The following is an 18,072-nucleotide window of genomic DNA, read 5'->3' on the forward strand; positions in this document are numbered from 1 at the left end:
TAGGGTTTGGTTTTGCAAACATCAATTGATATCCCTAAAAAACCAAGAACAAAAATAAATAAACATTATTTCAAAATCCTTAAAAAAAATTAAAAGTATTTTTGGGATAAACCTGAAAAACTTTTAATAAAATCCTAAATTTGCGTCCAAATCACAAAATGTTCACCAGCAAAATGACGAAGAAGAAGTTTATCATCGATTTTGACAGTACTTTTACTCAAGTAGAAGCTTTGGATATTCTCGGTGAAATCAGCCTGAGAAATGATCCCAAAAGAGATGAAAAATTAAAGGCGATCAAAGATATTACAGACTTAGGCATGGAGGGCAAGGTAACTTTCAGGGAAAGTCTGGAAAAAAGGATCGAAATCCTAAATGCTACCAAATCCCAAATCAGTGAACTGGTAGATGCCCTTAAAAAGCTTGTCTCGAAGTCTTTTCAGAGAAACAAAGAGTTCTTTGAAGAGAATGCAGATAATATCTACATTATTTCCAATGGATTCAAGGATTTCATTACTCCAGTGGTGGAAACCTATGGACTGAAGGAGGAAAATGTATTTGCCAATGAATTTGTTTATGATGAGGACGGCAACATTGTTGATTTCAACAGGGAAAACCTTTTGTCAAAAAACAACGGAAAACCGGAAACCATCAAAAAGCTCAACCTGGAAGGTGACATCTATGTAGTGGGGGACGGTTATACTGACTATGAAATCAAGGCTTCTGGACTGGCCAATAAGTTTTATGCTTTTGTAGAGAATGTCAATCGTCCCAAAGTAACTTCTCAGGCAGACCATATTGCCCCTAGTCTGGATGAAATTTTGTATGTTAATAAGATGAACAAAAAGTTTTCTTACCCCAAAAGCAGAATCAATGTATTGCTTCTGGAAAATGTGCATCCTATCGGGGTGGAACTGATGAAGCAGGAAGGCTACAATGTTGAAGTGGTAGGCTCTGCCATGTCTGAAGAAGAACTTTGTGAAAAAATAAAGAACGTATCCATCATTGGTATCCGTTCCAAAACGCAAATCACCAGAAAGGTATTAGATAATGCCAATCGTTTGATGGCAGTGGGCGCTTTCTGTATCGGCACCAACCAGATCGACCTGGAAGCCTGTCAGGAAAAAGGTATTGCTGTATTCAATGCTCCATTTAGCAACACCCGTTCTGTGGTAGAGCTTGCCATCGCGGAAATCATCTTCTTGATGAGAAACCTTCACGACAAAGCCACCAAAATGCACCAGGGCATTTGGGACAAATCTGCCAGCGGAAGCTTTGAGATCCGTGGCAAAAAACTGGGTATCATTGGTTATGGAAATATAGGTGCTCAATTGTCTGTTTTGGCAGAAAACATGGGGATGGATGTATATTACTACGATATCGTCGAAAGATTGGCCTTAGGAAACGTAACTAAAATTGATTCCCTGGACGAGCTTCTGGAAACTTGTGATGTTATCACATTACATGTGGATGGTAGAAAAGAAAATAAAAATATCATCAATAAGGAGCGCATCTCCAAAATGAAAAAGGGTGCCATCCTGATCAATCTAAGCCGTGGTCATGTGGTGGATGTACCCGCACTAAAAGAAGCATTGGAGAGTGGCCACATCTCCGGATCTGCTGTCGATGTATTCCCTTCAGAGCCCAAAAACAATGATGAGCCATTCGAATCAGAATTGAAAGGTTGTCCCAACACCATCCTTACTCCGCATATTGGAGGTAGTACCTTGGAGGCTCAGCAAAACATTGCGCAATTTGTACCTGGAAAGATAATAGAATACATCAATACAGGAAATACCTATAACAGCGTCAATTTCCCAAATATCCAGTTGCCATTCTTAAAAGATGCACATAGGTTGATCCACATTCACTTGAATGAACCAGGTGTATTAGCCAAAATCAACCAAGTGCTGGCCAATTATAAAATCAATATCTGCGGCCAATACCTGAAAACCAATGAGAAAATTGGTTATGTGATCACAGATATCGACAAGGCCTATTCCAGGAATGTCATCGATGCACTGAAAGAAATTGAAGGTACTATCAGATTTAGAGTCCTTTATTAAAAATATTACCTTAATCATTTTAAAAAAAAGGAAGGCGAAATGCCTTCCTTTTTTTTGAAAGCATCTAATGAAGGGAAAAAAGTTATGGATTGAAAGTCCATGCCAATCTTTGAAGTCAACCGACCACTGGCCACCGACTTCCCCATTTTTGTCCACACACCTCAAACAAATACTGAAAGTTTTTTCTATTTTAATTGATCTCCCAATAAAACTTGATTTTTGAATACAGCATTTTTTCACTTCGACGGGCTGCCGAAAGTTGTCTGTGGATACTTGGAACCAGAATTATTAAAAGGAAAAGTAATTGGAATTTTTAGAATAAAAGAAAAAAAATAGTTCGGGTCTAAGAGTGTTACAAACCTCCTTAAAGACAAGATTTGAGCTGCCCGAATTTCGCAACCGTCCACTGTTATCCTGCTTCAAAGAAACGAGGTCCCGATAGCTATGCTAACGGGATGAGGCCTGGTTTTGAAAAAAGGCTTCACTCGGTATAGTTTTAAATTGTGAAGTTTGAACATGTCAGCGACCCGAACCTTCTGCAAATATACAAATAAGATTGTGGAATGGTAAAGGAAAGCAAGAAGATATCAAATCTTCCCCTCTACCCTTTTTTATCTTGTTTATTTTCTTATGAAAACTTTGTTCCACATAAAAAAATCAGGTCTAAACAAGGCTGGTAAAGAGGGCAGAAAAACCATTTCAAATTTTCAGGCAAGAAAAGCCTGCACCAGAAATAAACAAAAAAATATTTTATGAAAAATAAAAAAACTTCAGAAATACTCGTAATTTTGCATTCAAATTGGGTTGTTTTAGAATTATTACCGAATGACGAATGGGTAGAGATTCTCAATTTGAAAAAAATTCAACGATTAAATACCTTGAGTAAAAACACCAATAGTCTAATGCAAGCATGGAAATACTGGCAGGGGACAAAATGGATTTTCCCCATTCAAAATCTTTTAAAACAATTTTTTTACTTTATATTGACCTTCCATTTGCTTTTCAAAAACAGAGTTTTTTCACCAATGAAAGGAAGGTTACAGTCAACCAATAACTAGCGCAAATTCAATTAAATTATAAAAATAGGTCAATTAGGAAATGTATCAGATCAAGAAACTCATCGTTTGCCTGGATCACTCTGAAATGGATGAAACCCTGGTAAAGTTTGCTTCTTTTATCGCTAAGATCAATCAGACAAAAAAGATTTATTTTACTAACGTCATAAGAAACCTCCAGATTCCAAAGGATATTCTGAAGGAATTCCCCAACCTGGTGGACAATATGATTGATGAAAGAAAGGGGCAAATGAAAGAAGTTGTGGATGCCCATTTTGACAAAAAACTTGATATAAACCTGACCTATGTAGTAAAGGAAGGGCAGCTTTCTAAAAAAATCCTCAAATTGGCTCATGAGAAATCTGCTGATATGATTTTGGTGGGAAGAAAAACCTCACTTCCTGGAAGCGGAGTGGTCTCACAAAGGTTGGCCAGAAGAGCAAGTTGTTCCCTTTTGATTGTTCCGGAGAATTGTACTCCAAAAATTGACAAACTACTGGTTCCTAGTGATTTTTCAGATTATTCCAAAGATGCCATGGAAGAAGCCATTATGATTGCAGACAGAAATGGTAGTCATGTGGACATTATATGCCAAAATGTATTTTCTGTGCCTTCAGGTTACCATTTGACTGGAAAAAGTTTTGAGGAATTTGGTGCTATCATGAAGGTCAACGCGGAGGTGAACTATAAAAAATTCATCAGGAAAATTGATACCAAAAATGTTAAAATCCAGCCGGTTTACACCATGGATAATAATGATGATCCGGTAGAAGATATCATCAAAAAAGCACATGAATTAAAAGTGGATGGAATCATTATTGGTGCAAAAGGAAGAACAGCTGCTACCGCCTTATTTATTGGAAGCATGGCAGAAAGGCTCATCCAATTAATTGACCATTTTCCGCTATTGGTTACCCGGCCAAAAGGGAAAAATGCAGGAATTCTGGATTATATCCTGGAAATCTAACAGGTAGTAGCATTTAAGGGCAATAAATTCCCATTATCCCTTTGCCTACCTCTTTTCGGCAAAGGGATTTTTTTGTTCTTATGCCAAAAACAAGGTAATTAGGACTGAGAAATTAATAATTGAAACTCCAGGCCCTTGGCAAAACCTCATTAGCACCAGAACACCAATTACTAAGTTACTCTAATCATAGCCGGTGAGGTAAACCAACTTTTTTCTGGCACAGATTAAACTATTCCTTAGATTAGCTGTCAAAGCAAACCATGGCTTCATTGGATGATTTAGCACTTTTATCCCTTATCAAAGACCCTAAAACCAAAGAATTGGGTTACCGAAAATTGATAACTGGTTATCAAAGGAGAATTTATGGCGTCATCCGAAAAATGGTCATCATTCATGAGGACGCAGATGATGTCACCCAAAACACATTTATCAAAGCCTTCAAAAACATTGAAAAATTTAAGGGTGAATCAAGCCTTTTCACCTGGCTTTATCGAATAGCTACCAATGAAAGCCTCAACTTCCTGGATAAAAAGAAAAAAAGATTTTTTGTCCCTGCAGAAGACCATGAAAAGAAAATGGCCACTTATTTGGACAGTTCACCACATATTGATGGAGAACAAGTCCAGGTAATATTGCAAAAAATCTTACTTAAACTCCCTGAAAAGCAAAGGTTGGTATTTAACTTTAAATATTTTGAAGACTTAAGTTACGAGGAAATCAGTCAAATTACCCAAACTTCAATCGGGGCATTAAAAGCAAGTTACCACCATGCTGTCAAAAAAATTGAAAAGGAAATCCAACCGGAATAAACCTTTAGGTTTTTCCTTTGTCTAAAAGAAGTAATATGAAAAACATCCCTAAACATAATATTTTCTCCACTCCAGAAGGTTATTTTGACCAATTGGCAGACCAGGTACTGGAAAAGCATAAAAAGGAAAACAACCTTATTTTGACATACCGTTGGGCAGCAGCTATTGCCCTGGTATTGGCATTTTCCTTAACCCTTTGGACAATAAGTGATACTTCAACCACTTCCTCCTCCACCCCCACTGCCGAGTTGGACTATGAATTAGAAATGCTTATAGAAAATGGAAGCTGGGATGAAGAAGACATGCTCAGTTTCTCTGAAAATCCTGATGCCGTCCTTGATCAGGTAATGGTAGAAGAATGGAGCTCTTATGAGATTGATGAATCAGAATTTGAACAAGAACTACTCAGTTACTAAACTTCCCTTTATGAAACTTATATTTTCTATTGGATTTTGTTTTCTATTTGCGTTTTCTTCCCTGGCTCAGAGAGAGGGGAAACCCAAATTTGACAAGGAAAAGTTGAAAGCAGCAAAAATAGCTTTTATCACCCAGAGAATGGATATCACTCCTGAACAAGCTACGAAATTCTGGCCCCTTTATAATGATTATGAAGACAATAGAGATAAAAAAGTCAGAGAATTAAGGGAGATTTCTCATCAGGATGAAGGACAGCTGACTGATGAAAAAGCTTTATCATTCATCCAAAAGCGATTTTTAATTCAACAGGAATTACTGGACCTGGAAAAGGAATTCACCAAAAAAATCAGTGAAATACTTACCCCCATCCAGGTATTTGAATTTCATAAAGTGGACCGGGATTTTGTCCGTCATCTCTATAGAATGCAAAAAAGAAAACATAAAGATGAAAAAGAGTCAACAGGCTTTTTGCCGTGGGCTCCCAAAAGTAAAATAACAAAAACACCAACCTTATATCAATTGGCGGAAAATTTAGCCATTTCCAATTCCATTGAGGAAGGCAATCATTATTGCAATTAGTTGGGTATTCTTGCTCTCATTAATATTTAATAAACAGTAGCTTTCCCAGGCTATTTTTCCCAAAGCCTGAAATTGATCCGTATTTTTTTCTTTATTTTGCCTCCATGCAAAGACCACTCTCACTGTTTGAACTAAATCAATTGATCCAACAAACTCTTGATAGCCATTTAGAGCCGGTTTATTGGGTCATTGCAGAAATTGGAGAATTGAGAGGATCTGCTCGTGGCCATGCATACCTGGAGTTGGTAGAAAAAAACGATCAACAGCTCATTGCCAAAATCAGGGCCAATATATGGGCATATACTTTTCGGGGTATATCCAGTCGCTTTACTTCCATCACGGGACAAGAGTTAAAGGCAGGCATGAAAATTTTGGCCCAGATCAGTGTTCAATTTCATGAAATTTATGGGTTAAGTCTGATAGTCAAGGATATCGACCCCAACTTTACTTTAGGGGAAAAAGCAAGGAGGCGTCAAGAGGTCATTGACCGGTTGACCAAGGAAGGACTATTGGAATTGAACAAGCAATTCCCCTTACCCAAAGTACCACAAAAAGTAGCCATTATCAGTTCCTCTTCGGCAGCTGGATTTGGCGACTTTGTCAATCAGGTTGAAAACAACAGGCACCGTTATAGGATTCATTGGAAACTATACCAAGCCACCCTACAAGGCGACCGGGCGGTTAGCAGTATCATTCAGGCAATCCACCAGATAGAAGAGGACCAGCTCAATAACCGTTTTGACCTCCTTGTAATCATCAGAGGAGGCGGAGCCCAAATCGATCTGGATTGTTTTGATGACTATGAGCTGGCCAGAAGTATTGCCAATACAACATTACCTGTCATTACTGGAATCGGGCATGAAAGGGATGAAACTGTGGCTGATATGGTTGCCCATACCAAAATGAAAACCCCAACTGCAGTGGCGGAATTTATCCTTTCTGGGTTGCGTGATTTCGAGGAACAGTTGGAACAGTATCTAAAAAGAATGGAAAGAACTGTTGCCCTTTACCTCCAAAAAGAAGACCGTTACTTGTTGGACCAGAATCATTTGCTCAAACAACTTTTTACCCATCGGTTGATGCAAGAAAGAGAAATACTCCAGTTAAAGCAATTTCGGATAAAATCCCTATCCCAAAACCTGGTTAAAATTAAAGCCTCCCATTTGGGTCATTTGGAAGTTAATCTAAAAAAAGATGTAAAAAATCTAATGGCCAGGGAAAACCTCAAATTAGAAACATTGAGCAACGACCTTCAAAAGCTAAACCCCCAACAAATTCTAAAAAAAGGATATACCAGAACAGAAATTGAGGGGAAGCCCATTAACCAAGTAAAACTAAGCAAAGGGGATAAAATAACCACTTTCACTTTAAATCAACAAATCCAAAGTAAAATCGAAAACATCGATCCCTATGAGTCCTAAAAAAAATTTTAGCTATGACAAGTCACTAAGCCGTGTAGAAGAAATAGTGAGTCAACTGGAAAATGATAACAAGAGCATCGACGAATTGGCCGATTTGGTCAAAGAAGCCAGTTCCCTGATAAAAGCTTGTAAATCCAAATTAAGAATGACGGAGGAGGACATTCTAAAAGCCTTTGGAGAAGAGGAGGAAGAATCCTAAATCATTGGTTTAGGTAAGCCCCTTCATATCTTCCCTGGCTTCTTCCGTTAAAACCCCTTCAAAAACCAAAAGGAAAAACTGTTGGCTCAACTCAGCAAGTTTTGGTTCTTGCCTGGGACTTTCTTTGGTAAATTGCTGAAGGAATTCTTCATCCATCAAATTTTTCAAAAACGACATGCAAATAACCGCTCCCAATTCATCCTGAATATCCTCCTGAATCAAGCCTTCTTCTTTTCCCTTTTTTATAAAATTTTGAACAGGGCTTTTACAATTACTGATAATTTCCCCTCTTATTTGAAGGAATATGTGGGGAAGGTTTTCCTTCAAATCCAGCATTAAGGAAGGGTTGATCCTGGAAAGTTGAGCCGACAAGGTAGCATGGAGAGACCTAACCTGCACCAGAAAAGGAAGATGTTCATTTTCCAATATGGCCCCTATTTTTTTAGCCATTTTATCCAACAATTCTATAAAAATGGCTTTCAGCAAATCCACTTTTCCGGGAAAATGCTTATAAAGGGTTTTCTTACTGATGCCCATTTCTTTGGCTATGGCTTCCATGGTGGTTTTGGTAAAGCCCGTTTTCCAAAAAAGCCGATGAGCTTTGGCCAAAATTTCAGCAGATTGATCTTTTTTCTTCGCCATCATGGTGGTTTTGGGCTGCAAATAAAATTTATTCATGGCAAATAACCGAATGAAAATGTGGAATCCATCCCAAATCTCTTCAGAAAATCACATAAAAAACAGTAGATTTGAACTTCTTTTAACCCATACCTCAGTCTGTTCGAAATGGATCAAATCACGAAAGAAGCCGCCAAAGAAAAAATAGAAAAGCTCACCCGTGAGATCAATTACCATAACCAACTCTATTACCAGGAAGATAAATCCGAAATCTCAGATTATGAGTTTGATCAGCTTATGGAAGAATTGGTCCATCTGGAAGAACAGTTTCCCGAATTACAGGATAAAAATAGCCCTAGCCAACATGTCGGGGGTACCATTACTAAGGAATTTGAGACGGTTGAACATGAAACCCGGATGTTGTCCCTGGGCAACACCTATTCCAAAGAGGAGTTAGAAGCATTTGACGAAAGAGTGGCTAAAGGCTTGGGACATCGTGATTACTCCTATTTTTGCGAGCTAAAATTTGACGGGGTAGCCATCAGTCTGATATATGAAAATGGCGATCTTGTCAGGGCAGTAACCCGAGGTGACGGATATAAAGGAGATGATGTAACCGCCAATGTAAAAACAATCCGGAATATCCCCTTGCACCTAAAAGGAAATGACTATCCGGAAAAATTTGATATCCGGGGAGAAATCTTTTTGCCCAAAAAGGAATTTGAAAAGATCAATGCCGAAAGGGAAGCCAACGGAGAAGCCTTATTGGCCAATCCGAGGAATACTACATCAGGGACTTTAAAGATGCAGGACAGCAGCATCGTGGCCAAAAGGAGGCTCAATTGTTATTTTTATCAGCTTCTTGGAGAGGATTTATCTGTAGAAAACCACAATGAAGCAGTTCAACTAATGGAAAAATGGGGGTTCAATGTATCCCCTACTTACAAAAATTGTAACAATTTTGAGGAGGTGCTAGATTATATAGAATCCTGGAGGGAAAAAAGGCATCAACTTCCTTTGGAAACCGATGGGGTGGTTTTAAAGGTTAACAATTACCAGCATAGGGAAACTCTGGGATTTACTGCAAAAAATCCCAGATGGGCCATTGCCTACAAGTACAAAGCAGAAAGTGCCGAAAGCAAATTACTTTCAGTAACCTATCAGGTAGGACGGACAGGAGCCATCACCCCTGTAGCAAACCTTTCCCCTGTATCATTGGCGGGAACCACTGTAAAAAGAGCTTCTCTTCATAATGCCAATGAAATTGAAAGATTAGACCTGCACATGGGCGATACTGTCAATGTGGAAAAAGGAGGAGAAATCATTCCCAAAATCACAGGTGTGGTGCTGGAAAAACGAGAAAACTCCAGTAAGCCGATTAGCTATATCACCCAATGCCCCGAATGTGGGACTCCCTTGGAAAGAAAAGAAGGGGAAGCGAAACATTTTTGCCCCAATACCACTTCTTGCCCCCCACAAGTTTTGGGAAGAATTGAACATTTTGTACATAAAAGAGCCATGGACATTGATTCCCTGGGAACAGAAAGGCTTAGGGCATTGATAACCCAGGGATACATTTCCAATCCCTCTGACATATATAAACTAAAAGACCAAAAACAGCAGCTTTTGGGTCTTGAAATAAATGCCGACCAATATACCAAAAGCAGCAATGGTTACCTTTTTGTTTCCCTAAAGAAGGCTCTATTTGCAATTACCGAAGGCATCTCATTGGCATCCATAGAGAAATTTCTCCAAAGCAATGAAGAAGTAGACCAAGCCCATAAACTGGAGGCTTTTGAAAATTTTATAATGGAGAAAAAGAACAAGGCGAGCCTTAACCAGGCTAATTTGAAAAAACTGCAGGATGTACTTTCTAAGGAAAATTTTGACAAAATGGAGGATTATCTCCCTGTTTCCTCCGTGCTTTATCTCTTCCTTGGAAAGCAGGTTTCATTGGATGAATTGAACAAAATAACGAGGAAAAAAAACACAGTACATGATATAGTTTTGGCATTATCCCTGGACCTCACACAGGAACAAAAGGATAAAATCAAGCGGCTAAAAGGAAACACCTTCCAGTCAGGGGTAATTTCAAATATGCTTAAAGGAATTGAAGCCTCTAAAAACCAGTCTTTTGAAAAAGTCTTATTTGCTTTGGGAATCCGGAATATTGGAGAAAACACGGCTCAGATATTGGCCAGGCATTTCCTTAATATTGACGCGCTGATTCAGGCAGACCAAGAAGAATTATTAGCCATCAATGGTGTGGGTGAAACTTTGGTACAAAGCATTCAAGAGTATTTTGCTCAGGAAAAACACCTCAAAATGATTGAGGAATTAAAACAAGAAGGGCTTCATTTTGAAATTAAAAAAGAGGACAAACCTGAAGTAGCCAGTGAAAAATTAAAGGGATTAAAAATTTTGGCCTCCGGAAAGTTTGAACATTTCAAGAGAGATGAAATTATAGAGACCATCAACTCCCATGGTGGACAATATGTAAAATCAGTATCCAAAAACCTGGATTTTATCATTGAAGGTGCAGATATGGGCCCGAGTAAAAAAGAAAAAGCCGAACAACTTGGAGTTAAAATGATTTCGGAGGAGGCCTTCTTAAAGATGATAAAAGAATAACCCTGAAAAGATAGGTGCATGAAGAGGGTAAAAGAATTCTTTATAAAACAAAGGCTAAAAAAAATTCGGGCTAAAAAGGTGGAGAAATCCAAGAAATCGATGGAGCATTGGAATTCTATTCATATTTTAGCGATTTCTTACACAGAACTGCTCGCTGCAGAGTCAGTTCTAAAATCAGAATGGGGCCAAAATATCAGCATTAAGGGAATGCATTATGATGAATCAAGTGAAAGCGAGGAAACATTTTCATACAAGGATTTTTCTCTTTTTGGTCAACCCAACCAAAAACTTCAGCTTTTTCTCCAGGAAAAAACTGATTTACTATTGATTCCTTCCACAGATTTTAATCCCTTCACGGAATTGATATTAGCCCGTAAACAACCTGTTTACACGGTCGGCTTTTACCGTAAAGAATTAAGCCAATATTTCGATTTAATGCTTCAAAAGGAAAAAGAGAGCCTTGAATCAAGTATAAAACATTTACTTAAATACCTAAAGAAGATAAAATGAAAAAGTTTAAAGGGACTGGGGTAGCCTTGGTTACTCCGTTTCATGAGGATGGATCCATTGATTATAGTGGGTTTGAAAAAGTGATAGAGCATGTCATCCAGGGTGGTGCAGATTACCTGGTTGTATTGGGCACCACTGGAGAAACCGCTACCATGACCAAACCAGAAAAACAAGCCGTTTTAGCATCTTCGATCAAGGTGAATAAGGAAAGAGTTCCCATTGTATATGGGGTTGGAAGCAATAATACCCAGGCGGCAATGGAGGAAATAAGGGATACGGATTTTACTGGTGTTTCAGGCATACTTTCTGTCAGCCCTTATTATAACAAGCCCTCCCAACAGGGAATCATCTCTCACTTCCAAAATATCGCAGATGAAAGTCCTGTTCCTGTTATTCTTTATAATGTACCGGGAAGGACCATGTCAAATATGACAGCAAGCACCACCTTAGAACTTGCCAAACACCCCAATATCGTGGGCATTAAAGAAGCCAGTGGAGATATAGAACAGTGCATGCAGATTGTCCATCATAAACCAGAGGAATTCCTATTGATTTCTGGTGATGACATTCTAACTTGTGCCCTGAGGGCTATTGGTTGTGAAGGAGTCATTTCTGTTTTGGCCAATGCCTATCCAGAAATTTTTAAGGATATTATTCACGGTGATAAAGAAACTTCCATGAAAGCCGCATTTAGGCTTTTAGAAATAAATCCTCATATGTACGCTGAAAGTAACCCAGTGGGAGTAAAAAATTTACTGAAGCATATGGGAATATGTGGAGACCAAGTGAGGTTACCACTTTTAAAAGCAACTCCAGAATTGAACGAAAGAATAAAAGATGTATTGCAAAGGGTATAAAAAAAGGTGGCCAAATGGTCACCTTTTTTTAATTGGAATTAACCTTTATTTTTCATCTCTTGAACTTCCTTACGGATTTCTTGAGCTATATTTTTCAGATCTTGCATACCTTTTCTAACTCTAGTACCTGCTGCTTGATTATTCTTTTCATAGAACTTTTCAAAGTCAGCCTCTAAAGCCGTCACTAGGTCCTTGATTTCACTAAATCTGCTCATAATAAAAATTAATTTTTAGGTTGATGATAATTTTATTTTTTGTTCAATATAGTTAAAATGTTTATAAAACAACAGTATGGGGCGTTTTTTTGAAAATCTTATTCCCCAAAGCTAGTAGCCAATTCCGTATTTCGGTAATATCCACTGGTCAATTTATCTTTCACCGCTTCAAATGCTGTGATGGTTTCTTCCACATCCTCAAGAGTATGCGAGGCGGTCGGGATCAACCTAAGAATAATCATTCCCTTTGGGACTACAGGATAAATTACTACCGAACAGAAAATATTGTAATTTTCCCTAAGGTCCTTGCTCAGCGTTGCCGCTTCACCAACAGTTCCGTTTAGAACAACCGGGGTTACCGGGGTGGTAGTTGTCCCAATGCTAAACCCTTTTGCTTTCAAACCATTTTGAAGGGCATTGACCACCTTCCAAAGGTTGGCCTTTAACTCTGGCTTGCTTCTCAATAATTCCAATCGCTTCAAACCACCTTCCACAAAAATCATGGGCAAGGATTTGGCAAAGATCTGGGAACGCATATTGTATTTCAGGTAATGAACCACAGGTTCATTACCGGCAATGAAAGCTCCAATACCTGCCATGGATTTGGCAAAGGTGGAGAAATATAGGTCAATTTGATCTTGAACGCCTTGCTCCTCACCTGCTCCGGCACCATTTTCACCCATGGTACCAAAACCGTGGGCATCATCTACCAATAACCTGAACTGATATTTTCTTTTATACTGGACAATACCTTTCAGGTTGCCCATATTACCGGTCATTCCAAATACTCCCTCTGTAATGACCAAGATACCACCGCCTGTTTCCTTGGTAAGCTTTTCTGCCCTTTGAAGCTGTTTTTCAAAGTTCTCCATGTCATTATGAGGAAAAACAAACCGTTTCCCCATATGCATTCTCAAGGCATCAATGATACAAGCATGGCATTCACTGTCATATACAATGACGTCCTTTCTGTCCACCAAAGAATCAATTACAGACATGATTCCCTGGTAACCATAATTAAGCAAGTAGGCTTTTTCCTTTCCGACAAATTCAGCCAGTTCACTTTCCAATTTTTCATGCAAGTCCGTATTTCCAGACATCATCCTTGCACCCATTGGATATGCGGCTCCCCATTTCTGGGCAGCTTCAGCATCTGCTTTTCTTACTTCAGGATGATTGGCCAACCCCAGATAGTTGTTCAAACTCCAGGTTAACACTTCTTTTCCTTTAAATTTCATCCTGGGGGCAATCTCCCCTTCTAATTTGGGGAACATAAAGTAACCTTCTGATAACTCAGAATGCTTGCCCAAAGGCCCCAGATTGGTGTGTAATTTCTCGAATATATCCAAAGCTCAAACTGTTTAAATTACTTAATCCTAACGCTATAGTTTTCGTTAAAACCCTCAAAACTACTACATTTTGATCTTTATTGCAAAATTCATCCCACATTTCAATTATTCTTTCAATAGTTCACTATTTTTATTTATTTAGTAATAAACCCCGTCATAAAAAAAAATCTGGACATGGTCAATAAAAAAATAAAAAAAATTTTGGTTGCCAACAGGGGCGAAATCGCCCTACGAATAATGAGGACTGCCCGGGAAATGGGGATCAGAGCAGTGGCTGTTTACAGTGAAGCCGACCGGAAGTCCCCCCACGTCAGGTTTGCTGATGAAGCGGTTTTCCTGGGGCCGAGCCCCTCATCCCAATCCTACCTCAATGGGAAGAAAATTGTTGATTATGCTCTAAAATTAAAAGTGGATGGCATCCATCCTGGATATGGATTTCTTTCTGAAAATTCGGAGTTTGCCCAATTGGTGGAGGATGCTGGCCTTATTTTTATAGGCCCTTCCTCAAAATCCATCCAAATAATGGGAGATAAACTATCGGCCAAGAAAGCGGTAAGTCAATACAAAATCCCCATGATCCCGGGAACGGATGTGGCCATCACCGACCTTCAGGAAGCAAAAAATACTGCAAAAAAAATTGGTTATCCCATTTTAATCAAAGCCAGTGCTGGAGGCGGAGGAAAAGGTATGAGGGTTGTTGAAAAGGAAGGGGATTTGGAAAACCAGCTCCAAAGAGCCATAAGTGAAGCAAAATCCGCCTTTGGAAACCCTGCCGTTTTCCTTGAAAAATATATCAGTTCCCCTCGACATATTGAAATTCAAATTTTAGGTGACCAACAGGGCCATATGGTTTACCTTTTTGAAAGGGAATGCTCTATTCAAAGGAGGCATCAAAAAGTCATTGAAGAGGCTCCATCCCCAGTGGTTTCAGAGAAAATGAGAAAGGAAATGGGGGTAGCCGCCATTAAAGTGGCCAAATCTTGCCATTACCATGGTGCGGGTACGGTTGAATTTATAGTGGATGAAGAACTAAATTTCTATTTTCTGGAGATGAACACCAGACTTCAGGTGGAACATCCGGTTACCGAAATGATTACGGGAAAAGACTTGGTGAAGTACCAAATCCTTATCGCTGAGGGAAGAAGTTTGGATTTCGGGCAAGAAGATCTAACCATAAATGGTCATGCAATTGAGGTCAGGGTTTATGCTGAAGATCCACAAAATAATTTTTTACCTGATATAGGCAAGCTTAGAACTTATAAAAGGCCACAAGGTCCGGGGGTCAGGGTTGACGATGGTTTTGAGGAAGGCCTGGAAATCCCAATTCATTATGATCCCATGATTGCTAAATTGGTGGTTCATGATGAGAACCGTGAAAAAGCCATTCAAAGAATGATTAGAGCAGTACAGGAATATCAAATTGCCGGTCTGGAGACAACTTTATCCTTTGCACGGTTTGTGATGGAGCACCCTTGTTTCCAAAATGGGAATTTTAATACTAAATTTATTGAATTGCACTTTAGACCAAAAAAATTAAAATCCAATTTTGATAAAAACGAACAGGAAGTTTTGGCTGCCATTGGGGTGCATTTTTATCGAAAACATCATTCTTCAAATTCTGGCATTAGCGAGGAAAATAATATCTCCTTATGGAAAAAAAGGTTAAAAGATGGCTAATATCATTCCATTCCAAGCTTGGCATTACCATCCCATACTTTGGCCTTCGTTGAAAAATTTGGTGGCCCCACTTGCTGACAACCTCTCAGACAAAGAAATTAAGCACTTATTCCAAAATCCCAGAAACAGCATTCACCTCACCCCTATTTCCATCAAATTGGAAACAGATCATGCAGCAAAAAAACTTTCCGAATGGAAAAGTAAAAACATTTTGGTCCAGGATACTTCCCCTGGCATTTATGTATTTTATCAAAATTATAAATTTAAAGGGGAAACCTATTGCCTTAAAGGTTTTGTTGCCCTCATAGACCTTAGGGATTCAAAGGCCATATTAAGGCATGAAGACACCCTGGATACTCCGGTGAAAAACCAGGTCAAACTTCTTAAGCAAACCCAACTTCAGCCCAACCCAACACATGGATTGTACGAGGATCCTTCTTTCCGCCTGGAGCCTTTAATGGACCAAGCCATGTCTTCTCCCTTATTTGAATTTGAAAATCAAGATGGGGTCAAAGAATCCATTGCCGTAATTAATGATCCCCAATCCATTGCCAAATTTATACAAGTAATGGAATCCCAAACAATCATATTAGCGGATGGACACCACCGTTTAGAGGGAGCAATTGCTCACCAAAAGCTTTTACAACCCCAAACAGGTGCTTCCAAAAATGAGGCTTTTAATTATCATATGATGTATTTTACAAATGGAAGTTCTAACCAGTTGAAAATACTACCTACACATCGACTTTTCCGAAATCTTGAAATTGCACAAGAGGATATTGTCACTCGATTAGAAAAATTCTTTAATATCAAAAAGCTTAACTCTCCTAGGGATATTAATAATTTTCCATTGGTTACAAATTGGAGTTTTCTTCTCCTATTTAAGGAAGCTGCTTATTTTGTTCAACTTCGCCCAGAAAGCTTCAGGGCTTTTCCAACAAAAAGCCCTGAAGCAGTGAAAAACTTGGATTTATCCGTACTTCACCATTTCTTTGTCGAACAAATTTTGGGGATCCCCAAAATGAAACAAACCAATTCTGATAAGATCTCCTATGAAAGGGATATGGAGCAATGCTTCAAACAGGTAAAAAGTGGGAAGGCTACATTAGCTGTATTTACCAGGGAAATTTCCATTCAAGAGGTAATTGCAGTTTGTAAATCCGGATCCACTATGCCCCAAAAGTCCACGTATTTTTATCCAAAAACTTTAACTGGACTTTTGTTTTATTCCATTGAACAAAAAGACATCAATTTTCCATACATTTAAACTTTATGAATAAATTACTTCCTCCCTATAAAATTATTTTAGCTTCCAAATCCCCCCGGCGCCAGGAAATATTACAAGGATTGGATATTGATTTCGAAATAAGGACTAAGGAAGTCAACGAAGATTTTCCGGAAGATTTGCCTCAAAACCAGGTTGCCCGTTATTTGGCCGAAAAAAAAGCAGCGGCCTTCGTTGATGAAATGGGTGATAATGAAATTATAATCACATCAGATACCACAGTACTAATAAATGGTCAGGTGTTGAATAAACCAAAAGACCGGGAGGAAGCCATCCAAATGTTGAAACAGCTCTCCGGAAACGTCCATCATGTTATTTCGGGGGTTTGTATGATGGGCAAAAACAAAAAAATCGCTTTCGATGACCTTACGGAAGTTCATCTTAGAAATCTTTCTATAGATGAAATAGAAGCATACATTGATAATTACCACCCATTTGACAAAGCTGGTTCCTATGGCGTCCAAGAATGGATAGGATACGCAGCAGTTTTTAAATTAATAGGCTCCTTTTATACGGTGATGGGACTTCCTGTGCACCGGGTTTATGAAGAGCTAAAGAACTGGAAATCAAATTATTAGGATTGAGCTAATATTTGATATCTAAGGGATGCCATTAATGTAAGGCCAAACCCGAAGCTGCGTAGAAAATATTTTTGGCGCAGTTCCGTCCCCCCTTTCCCGGCCCCGGTTCCCATCTTCCTATCCTAAAACAAAAAAAGCCCACTGCTAAAGCAGTGGGTTGAATGAATGGGGGCGGCGACCTACTCTCCCGGATGTAACTCCAGTACCATCGGCGCGGCAGGGCTTAACTTCTCTGTTCGGGATGGGAAGAGGTGATCCCCTGCGCCGGGCCGCCCAAAATCTTTGGCCACTCAGGGCACTATAATTTCTTAAATTCTTTTGACAATGGACAGACAATACAAACCAACAGTGCAATCAAGTTTTCGGGCTATTAGTACTGCTCAGCTATGCCGTCTCCGACTTTACACCTGCAGCCTATCTACGTCATCGTCTCTGACAACCCTGTTTGGAAACCTCATCTCGAGGAGGGTTTCGCACTTAGATGCTTTCAGCGCTTATCCCTTCCGGACGTAGCTACCCGGCAGTGCAGTTGGCACCACAACCGGTACACCAGCGGTCCGTCCAACCCGGTCCTCTCGTACTAAGGTCAGACCCTCTCAAGTTTCCCACGCCCGCAACAGATAGGGACCGAACTGTCTCACGACGTTCTGAACCCAGCTCGCGTGCCACTTTAATGGGCGAACAGCCCAACCCTTGGGACCTTCTCCAGCCCCAGGATGTGACGAGCCGACATCGAGGTGCCAAACCTCCCCGTCGATGTGAGCTCTTGGGGGAGATCAGCCTGTTATCCCCAGAGTACCTTTTATCCTTTGAGCGACGGCCCTTCCATACGGTACCGC

The 18,072-nt window shown here is 39.4% G+C and carries 17 protein-coding genes and 2 rRNA genes (1 of these 19 only partly in view); 14 read left to right on the top strand and 5 right to left on the bottom strand.

Going from position 1 to position 18,072, the window contains the following annotated elements; genetic code table 11:
* The first annotated feature begins 173 nt into the window (after positions 1-173).
* The 8 genes from serA (at position 174) to xseB (ending at position 7,510) form a co-directional block, all read left to right on the top strand.
* The gene (gene serA, locus QWY93_RS01425) at positions 174-2,063 is read left to right on the top strand and encodes a phosphoglycerate dehydrogenase (RefSeq protein ID WP_290246411.1); all 1,890 of its coding nucleotides are present in this window, start codon (positions 174-176) and stop codon (positions 2,061-2,063) included.
* Between the two features lie 752 nt (positions 2,064-2,815).
* A complete protein-coding gene (locus QWY93_RS01430; RefSeq protein ID WP_290246413.1) occupies positions 2,816-3,121 on the top strand; it encodes a hypothetical protein in 306 nt (101 codons plus the stop codon).
* Positions 3,122-3,161: 40 nt separating this feature from the next.
* On the top strand, positions 3,162-4,085 hold the full coding sequence (locus QWY93_RS01435) for a universal stress protein (RefSeq protein WP_290246414.1): 924 nt from the start codon (positions 3,162-3,164) through the stop codon (positions 4,083-4,085).
* Positions 4,086-4,345: 260 nt separating this feature from the next.
* On the top strand, positions 4,346-4,894 hold the full coding sequence (locus QWY93_RS01440) for an RNA polymerase sigma factor (protein WP_290246415.1): 549 nt from the start codon (positions 4,346-4,348) through the stop codon (positions 4,892-4,894).
* Between the two features lie 35 nt (positions 4,895-4,929).
* Positions 4,930-5,310: a hypothetical protein gene (locus QWY93_RS01445; protein WP_290246416.1), complete on the top strand. Its 381-nt coding sequence runs from the start codon at positions 4,930-4,932 to the stop codon at positions 5,308-5,310.
* A gap of 10 nt (positions 5,311-5,320) precedes the next feature.
* Positions 5,321-5,890: a Spy/CpxP family protein refolding chaperone gene (locus tag QWY93_RS01450; RefSeq protein WP_290246417.1), complete on the top strand. Its 570-nt coding sequence runs from the start codon at positions 5,321-5,323 to the stop codon at positions 5,888-5,890.
* Positions 5,891-5,994: 104 nt separating this feature from the next.
* Positions 5,995-7,311, top strand: a complete 1,317-nt coding sequence (gene xseA / locus QWY93_RS01455) for an exodeoxyribonuclease VII large subunit (protein ID WP_290246418.1) — start codon at positions 5,995-5,997, stop codon at positions 7,309-7,311.
* Entirely contained in the window at positions 7,301-7,510 is a 210-nt protein-coding gene (xseB, locus tag QWY93_RS01460) for an exodeoxyribonuclease VII small subunit (protein ID WP_290246419.1), read from the top strand. Before xseA ends, xseB begins: the two co-directional genes overlap by 11 nt.
* A 9-nt stretch (positions 7,511-7,519) precedes the next feature.
* Here xseB and QWY93_RS01465 read toward each other — a convergent pair whose 3' ends face one another.
* Complete coding sequence (locus tag QWY93_RS01465; protein ID WP_290246420.1) at positions 7,520-8,188, bottom strand: TetR/AcrR family transcriptional regulator; 669 nt, start codon at positions 8,186-8,188, stop codon at positions 7,520-7,522.
* Between the two features lie 108 nt (positions 8,189-8,296).
* Between QWY93_RS01465 and ligA the strand changes: the two genes are divergently transcribed.
* The 3 genes from ligA to dapA are packed head-to-tail and all read left to right on the top strand — an operon-like array spanning position 8,297 to position 12,126.
* Complete coding sequence (ligA, locus tag QWY93_RS01470) at positions 8,297-10,759, top strand: NAD-dependent DNA ligase LigA (protein ID WP_290246421.1); 2,463 nt, start codon at positions 8,297-8,299, stop codon at positions 10,757-10,759.
* An 18-nt stretch (positions 10,760-10,777) separates the two neighbouring features.
* On the top strand, positions 10,778-11,269 hold the full coding sequence (locus QWY93_RS01475; protein WP_290246422.1) for a DUF6913 domain-containing protein: 492 nt from the start codon (positions 10,778-10,780) through the stop codon (positions 11,267-11,269).
* Positions 11,266-12,126 carry a 4-hydroxy-tetrahydrodipicolinate synthase gene (dapA, locus tag QWY93_RS01480; RefSeq protein ID WP_290246423.1) on the top strand — a complete coding sequence of 287 codons (861 nt, stop codon included), beginning with the start codon at positions 11,266-11,268 and terminating at the stop codon, positions 12,124-12,126. The genes QWY93_RS01475 and dapA overlap by 4 nt, the downstream gene beginning before the upstream one ends.
* A 38-nt stretch (positions 12,127-12,164) precedes the next feature.
* On the opposite strand, the gene QWY93_RS01485 is transcribed toward dapA, so the two are convergent.
* Positions 12,165-12,341: a BF3379 family histone-like protein gene (locus QWY93_RS01485; protein WP_290246424.1), complete on the bottom strand. Its 177-nt coding sequence runs from the start codon at positions 12,339-12,341 to the stop codon at positions 12,165-12,167.
* Positions 12,342-12,439: 98 nt separating this feature from the next.
* Positions 12,440-13,690, bottom strand: coding sequence for an aminotransferase class I/II-fold pyridoxal phosphate-dependent enzyme (locus QWY93_RS01490; protein ID WP_290246425.1), 1,251 nt, complete (start codon positions 13,688-13,690; stop codon positions 12,440-12,442).
* A gap of 174 nt (positions 13,691-13,864) precedes the next feature.
* Between QWY93_RS01490 and QWY93_RS01495 the strand changes: the two genes are divergently transcribed.
* Genes QWY93_RS01495 through QWY93_RS01505 form a run of 3 tightly spaced genes read left to right on the top strand, consistent with a single transcriptional unit; the run spans position 13,865 to position 17,230 of the window.
* Positions 13,865-15,367 (top strand): acetyl-CoA carboxylase biotin carboxylase subunit, encoded by a 1,503-nt coding sequence (locus tag QWY93_RS01495; RefSeq protein WP_290246426.1) that lies wholly within the window; start codon positions 13,865-13,867, stop codon positions 15,365-15,367.
* The gene (locus QWY93_RS01500; RefSeq protein ID WP_290246427.1) at positions 15,360-16,634 is read left to right on the top strand and encodes a DUF1015 domain-containing protein; all 1,275 of its coding nucleotides are present in this window, start codon (positions 15,360-15,362) and stop codon (positions 16,632-16,634) included. The genes QWY93_RS01495 and QWY93_RS01500 overlap by 8 nt, the downstream gene beginning before the upstream one ends.
* A 5-nt stretch (positions 16,635-16,639) precedes the next feature.
* A complete protein-coding gene (locus tag QWY93_RS01505) occupies positions 16,640-17,230 on the top strand; it encodes a Maf family nucleotide pyrophosphatase (protein WP_290246428.1) in 591 nt (196 codons plus the stop codon).
* A 169-nt stretch (positions 17,231-17,399) separates the two neighbouring features.
* Here QWY93_RS01505 and rrf read toward each other — a convergent pair.
* Together rrf and QWY93_RS01515 are read right to left on the bottom strand one after the other, a co-directional pair.
* Positions 17,400-17,510 (bottom strand): 5S ribosomal RNA (gene rrf / locus QWY93_RS01510).
* A gap of 73 nt (positions 17,511-17,583) precedes the next feature.
* Positions 17,584-18,072: ribosomal RNA gene (locus QWY93_RS01515) — 23S ribosomal RNA — on the bottom strand (it continues 2,393 nt past the right edge of the window).

It is taken from the genome of Echinicola jeungdonensis (genome assembly GCF_030409905.1).
GTDB classification, from domain to species: Bacteria; Bacteroidota; Bacteroidia; order Cytophagales; family Cyclobacteriaceae; genus Echinicola; species Echinicola jeungdonensis.

What these genes read in the sequence shown, in the direction of transcription:
- serA (WP_290246411.1), top strand. Translation starts at nt 174, where the DNA reads ATGACGAAGAAGAAGTTTATCATCGATTTTGACAGTACTTTTACTCAA.
- QWY93_RS01430 (WP_290246413.1), top strand. Translation starts at nt 2,816, where the DNA reads ATGAAAAATAAAAAAACTTCAGAAATACTCGTAATTTTGCATTCAAAT.
- QWY93_RS01435 (WP_290246414.1), top strand. Translation starts at nt 3,162, where the DNA reads ATGTATCAGATCAAGAAACTCATCGTTTGCCTGGATCACTCTGAAATG.
- QWY93_RS01440 (WP_290246415.1), top strand. Translation starts at nt 4,346, where the DNA reads ATGGCTTCATTGGATGATTTAGCACTTTTATCCCTTATCAAAGACCCT.
- QWY93_RS01445 (WP_290246416.1), top strand. Translation starts at nt 4,930, where the DNA reads ATGAAAAACATCCCTAAACATAATATTTTCTCCACTCCAGAAGGTTAT.
- QWY93_RS01450 (WP_290246417.1), top strand. Translation starts at nt 5,321, where the DNA reads ATGAAACTTATATTTTCTATTGGATTTTGTTTTCTATTTGCGTTTTCT.
- xseA (WP_290246418.1), top strand. Translation starts at nt 5,995, where the DNA reads ATGCAAAGACCACTCTCACTGTTTGAACTAAATCAATTGATCCAACAA.
- xseB (WP_290246419.1), top strand. Translation starts at nt 7,301, where the DNA reads ATGAGTCCTAAAAAAAATTTTAGCTATGACAAGTCACTAAGCCGTGTA.
- QWY93_RS01465 (WP_290246420.1), bottom strand. Translation starts at nt 8,188, where the DNA reads ATGAATAAATTTTATTTGCAGCCCAAAACCACCATGATGGCGAAGAAA.
- ligA (WP_290246421.1), top strand. Translation starts at nt 8,297, where the DNA reads ATGGATCAAATCACGAAAGAAGCCGCCAAAGAAAAAATAGAAAAGCTC.
- QWY93_RS01475 (WP_290246422.1), top strand. Translation starts at nt 10,778, where the DNA reads ATGAAGAGGGTAAAAGAATTCTTTATAAAACAAAGGCTAAAAAAAATT.
- dapA (WP_290246423.1), top strand. Translation starts at nt 11,266, where the DNA reads ATGAAAAAGTTTAAAGGGACTGGGGTAGCCTTGGTTACTCCGTTTCAT.
- QWY93_RS01485 (WP_290246424.1), bottom strand. Translation starts at nt 12,341, where the DNA reads ATGAGCAGATTTAGTGAAATCAAGGACCTAGTGACGGCTTTAGAGGCT.
- QWY93_RS01495 (WP_290246426.1), top strand. Translation starts at nt 13,865, where the DNA reads ATGGTCAATAAAAAAATAAAAAAAATTTTGGTTGCCAACAGGGGCGAA.
- QWY93_RS01500 (WP_290246427.1), top strand. Translation starts at nt 15,360, where the DNA reads ATGGCTAATATCATTCCATTCCAAGCTTGGCATTACCATCCCATACTT.
- QWY93_RS01505 (WP_290246428.1), top strand. Translation starts at nt 16,640, where the DNA reads ATGAATAAATTACTTCCTCCCTATAAAATTATTTTAGCTTCCAAATCC.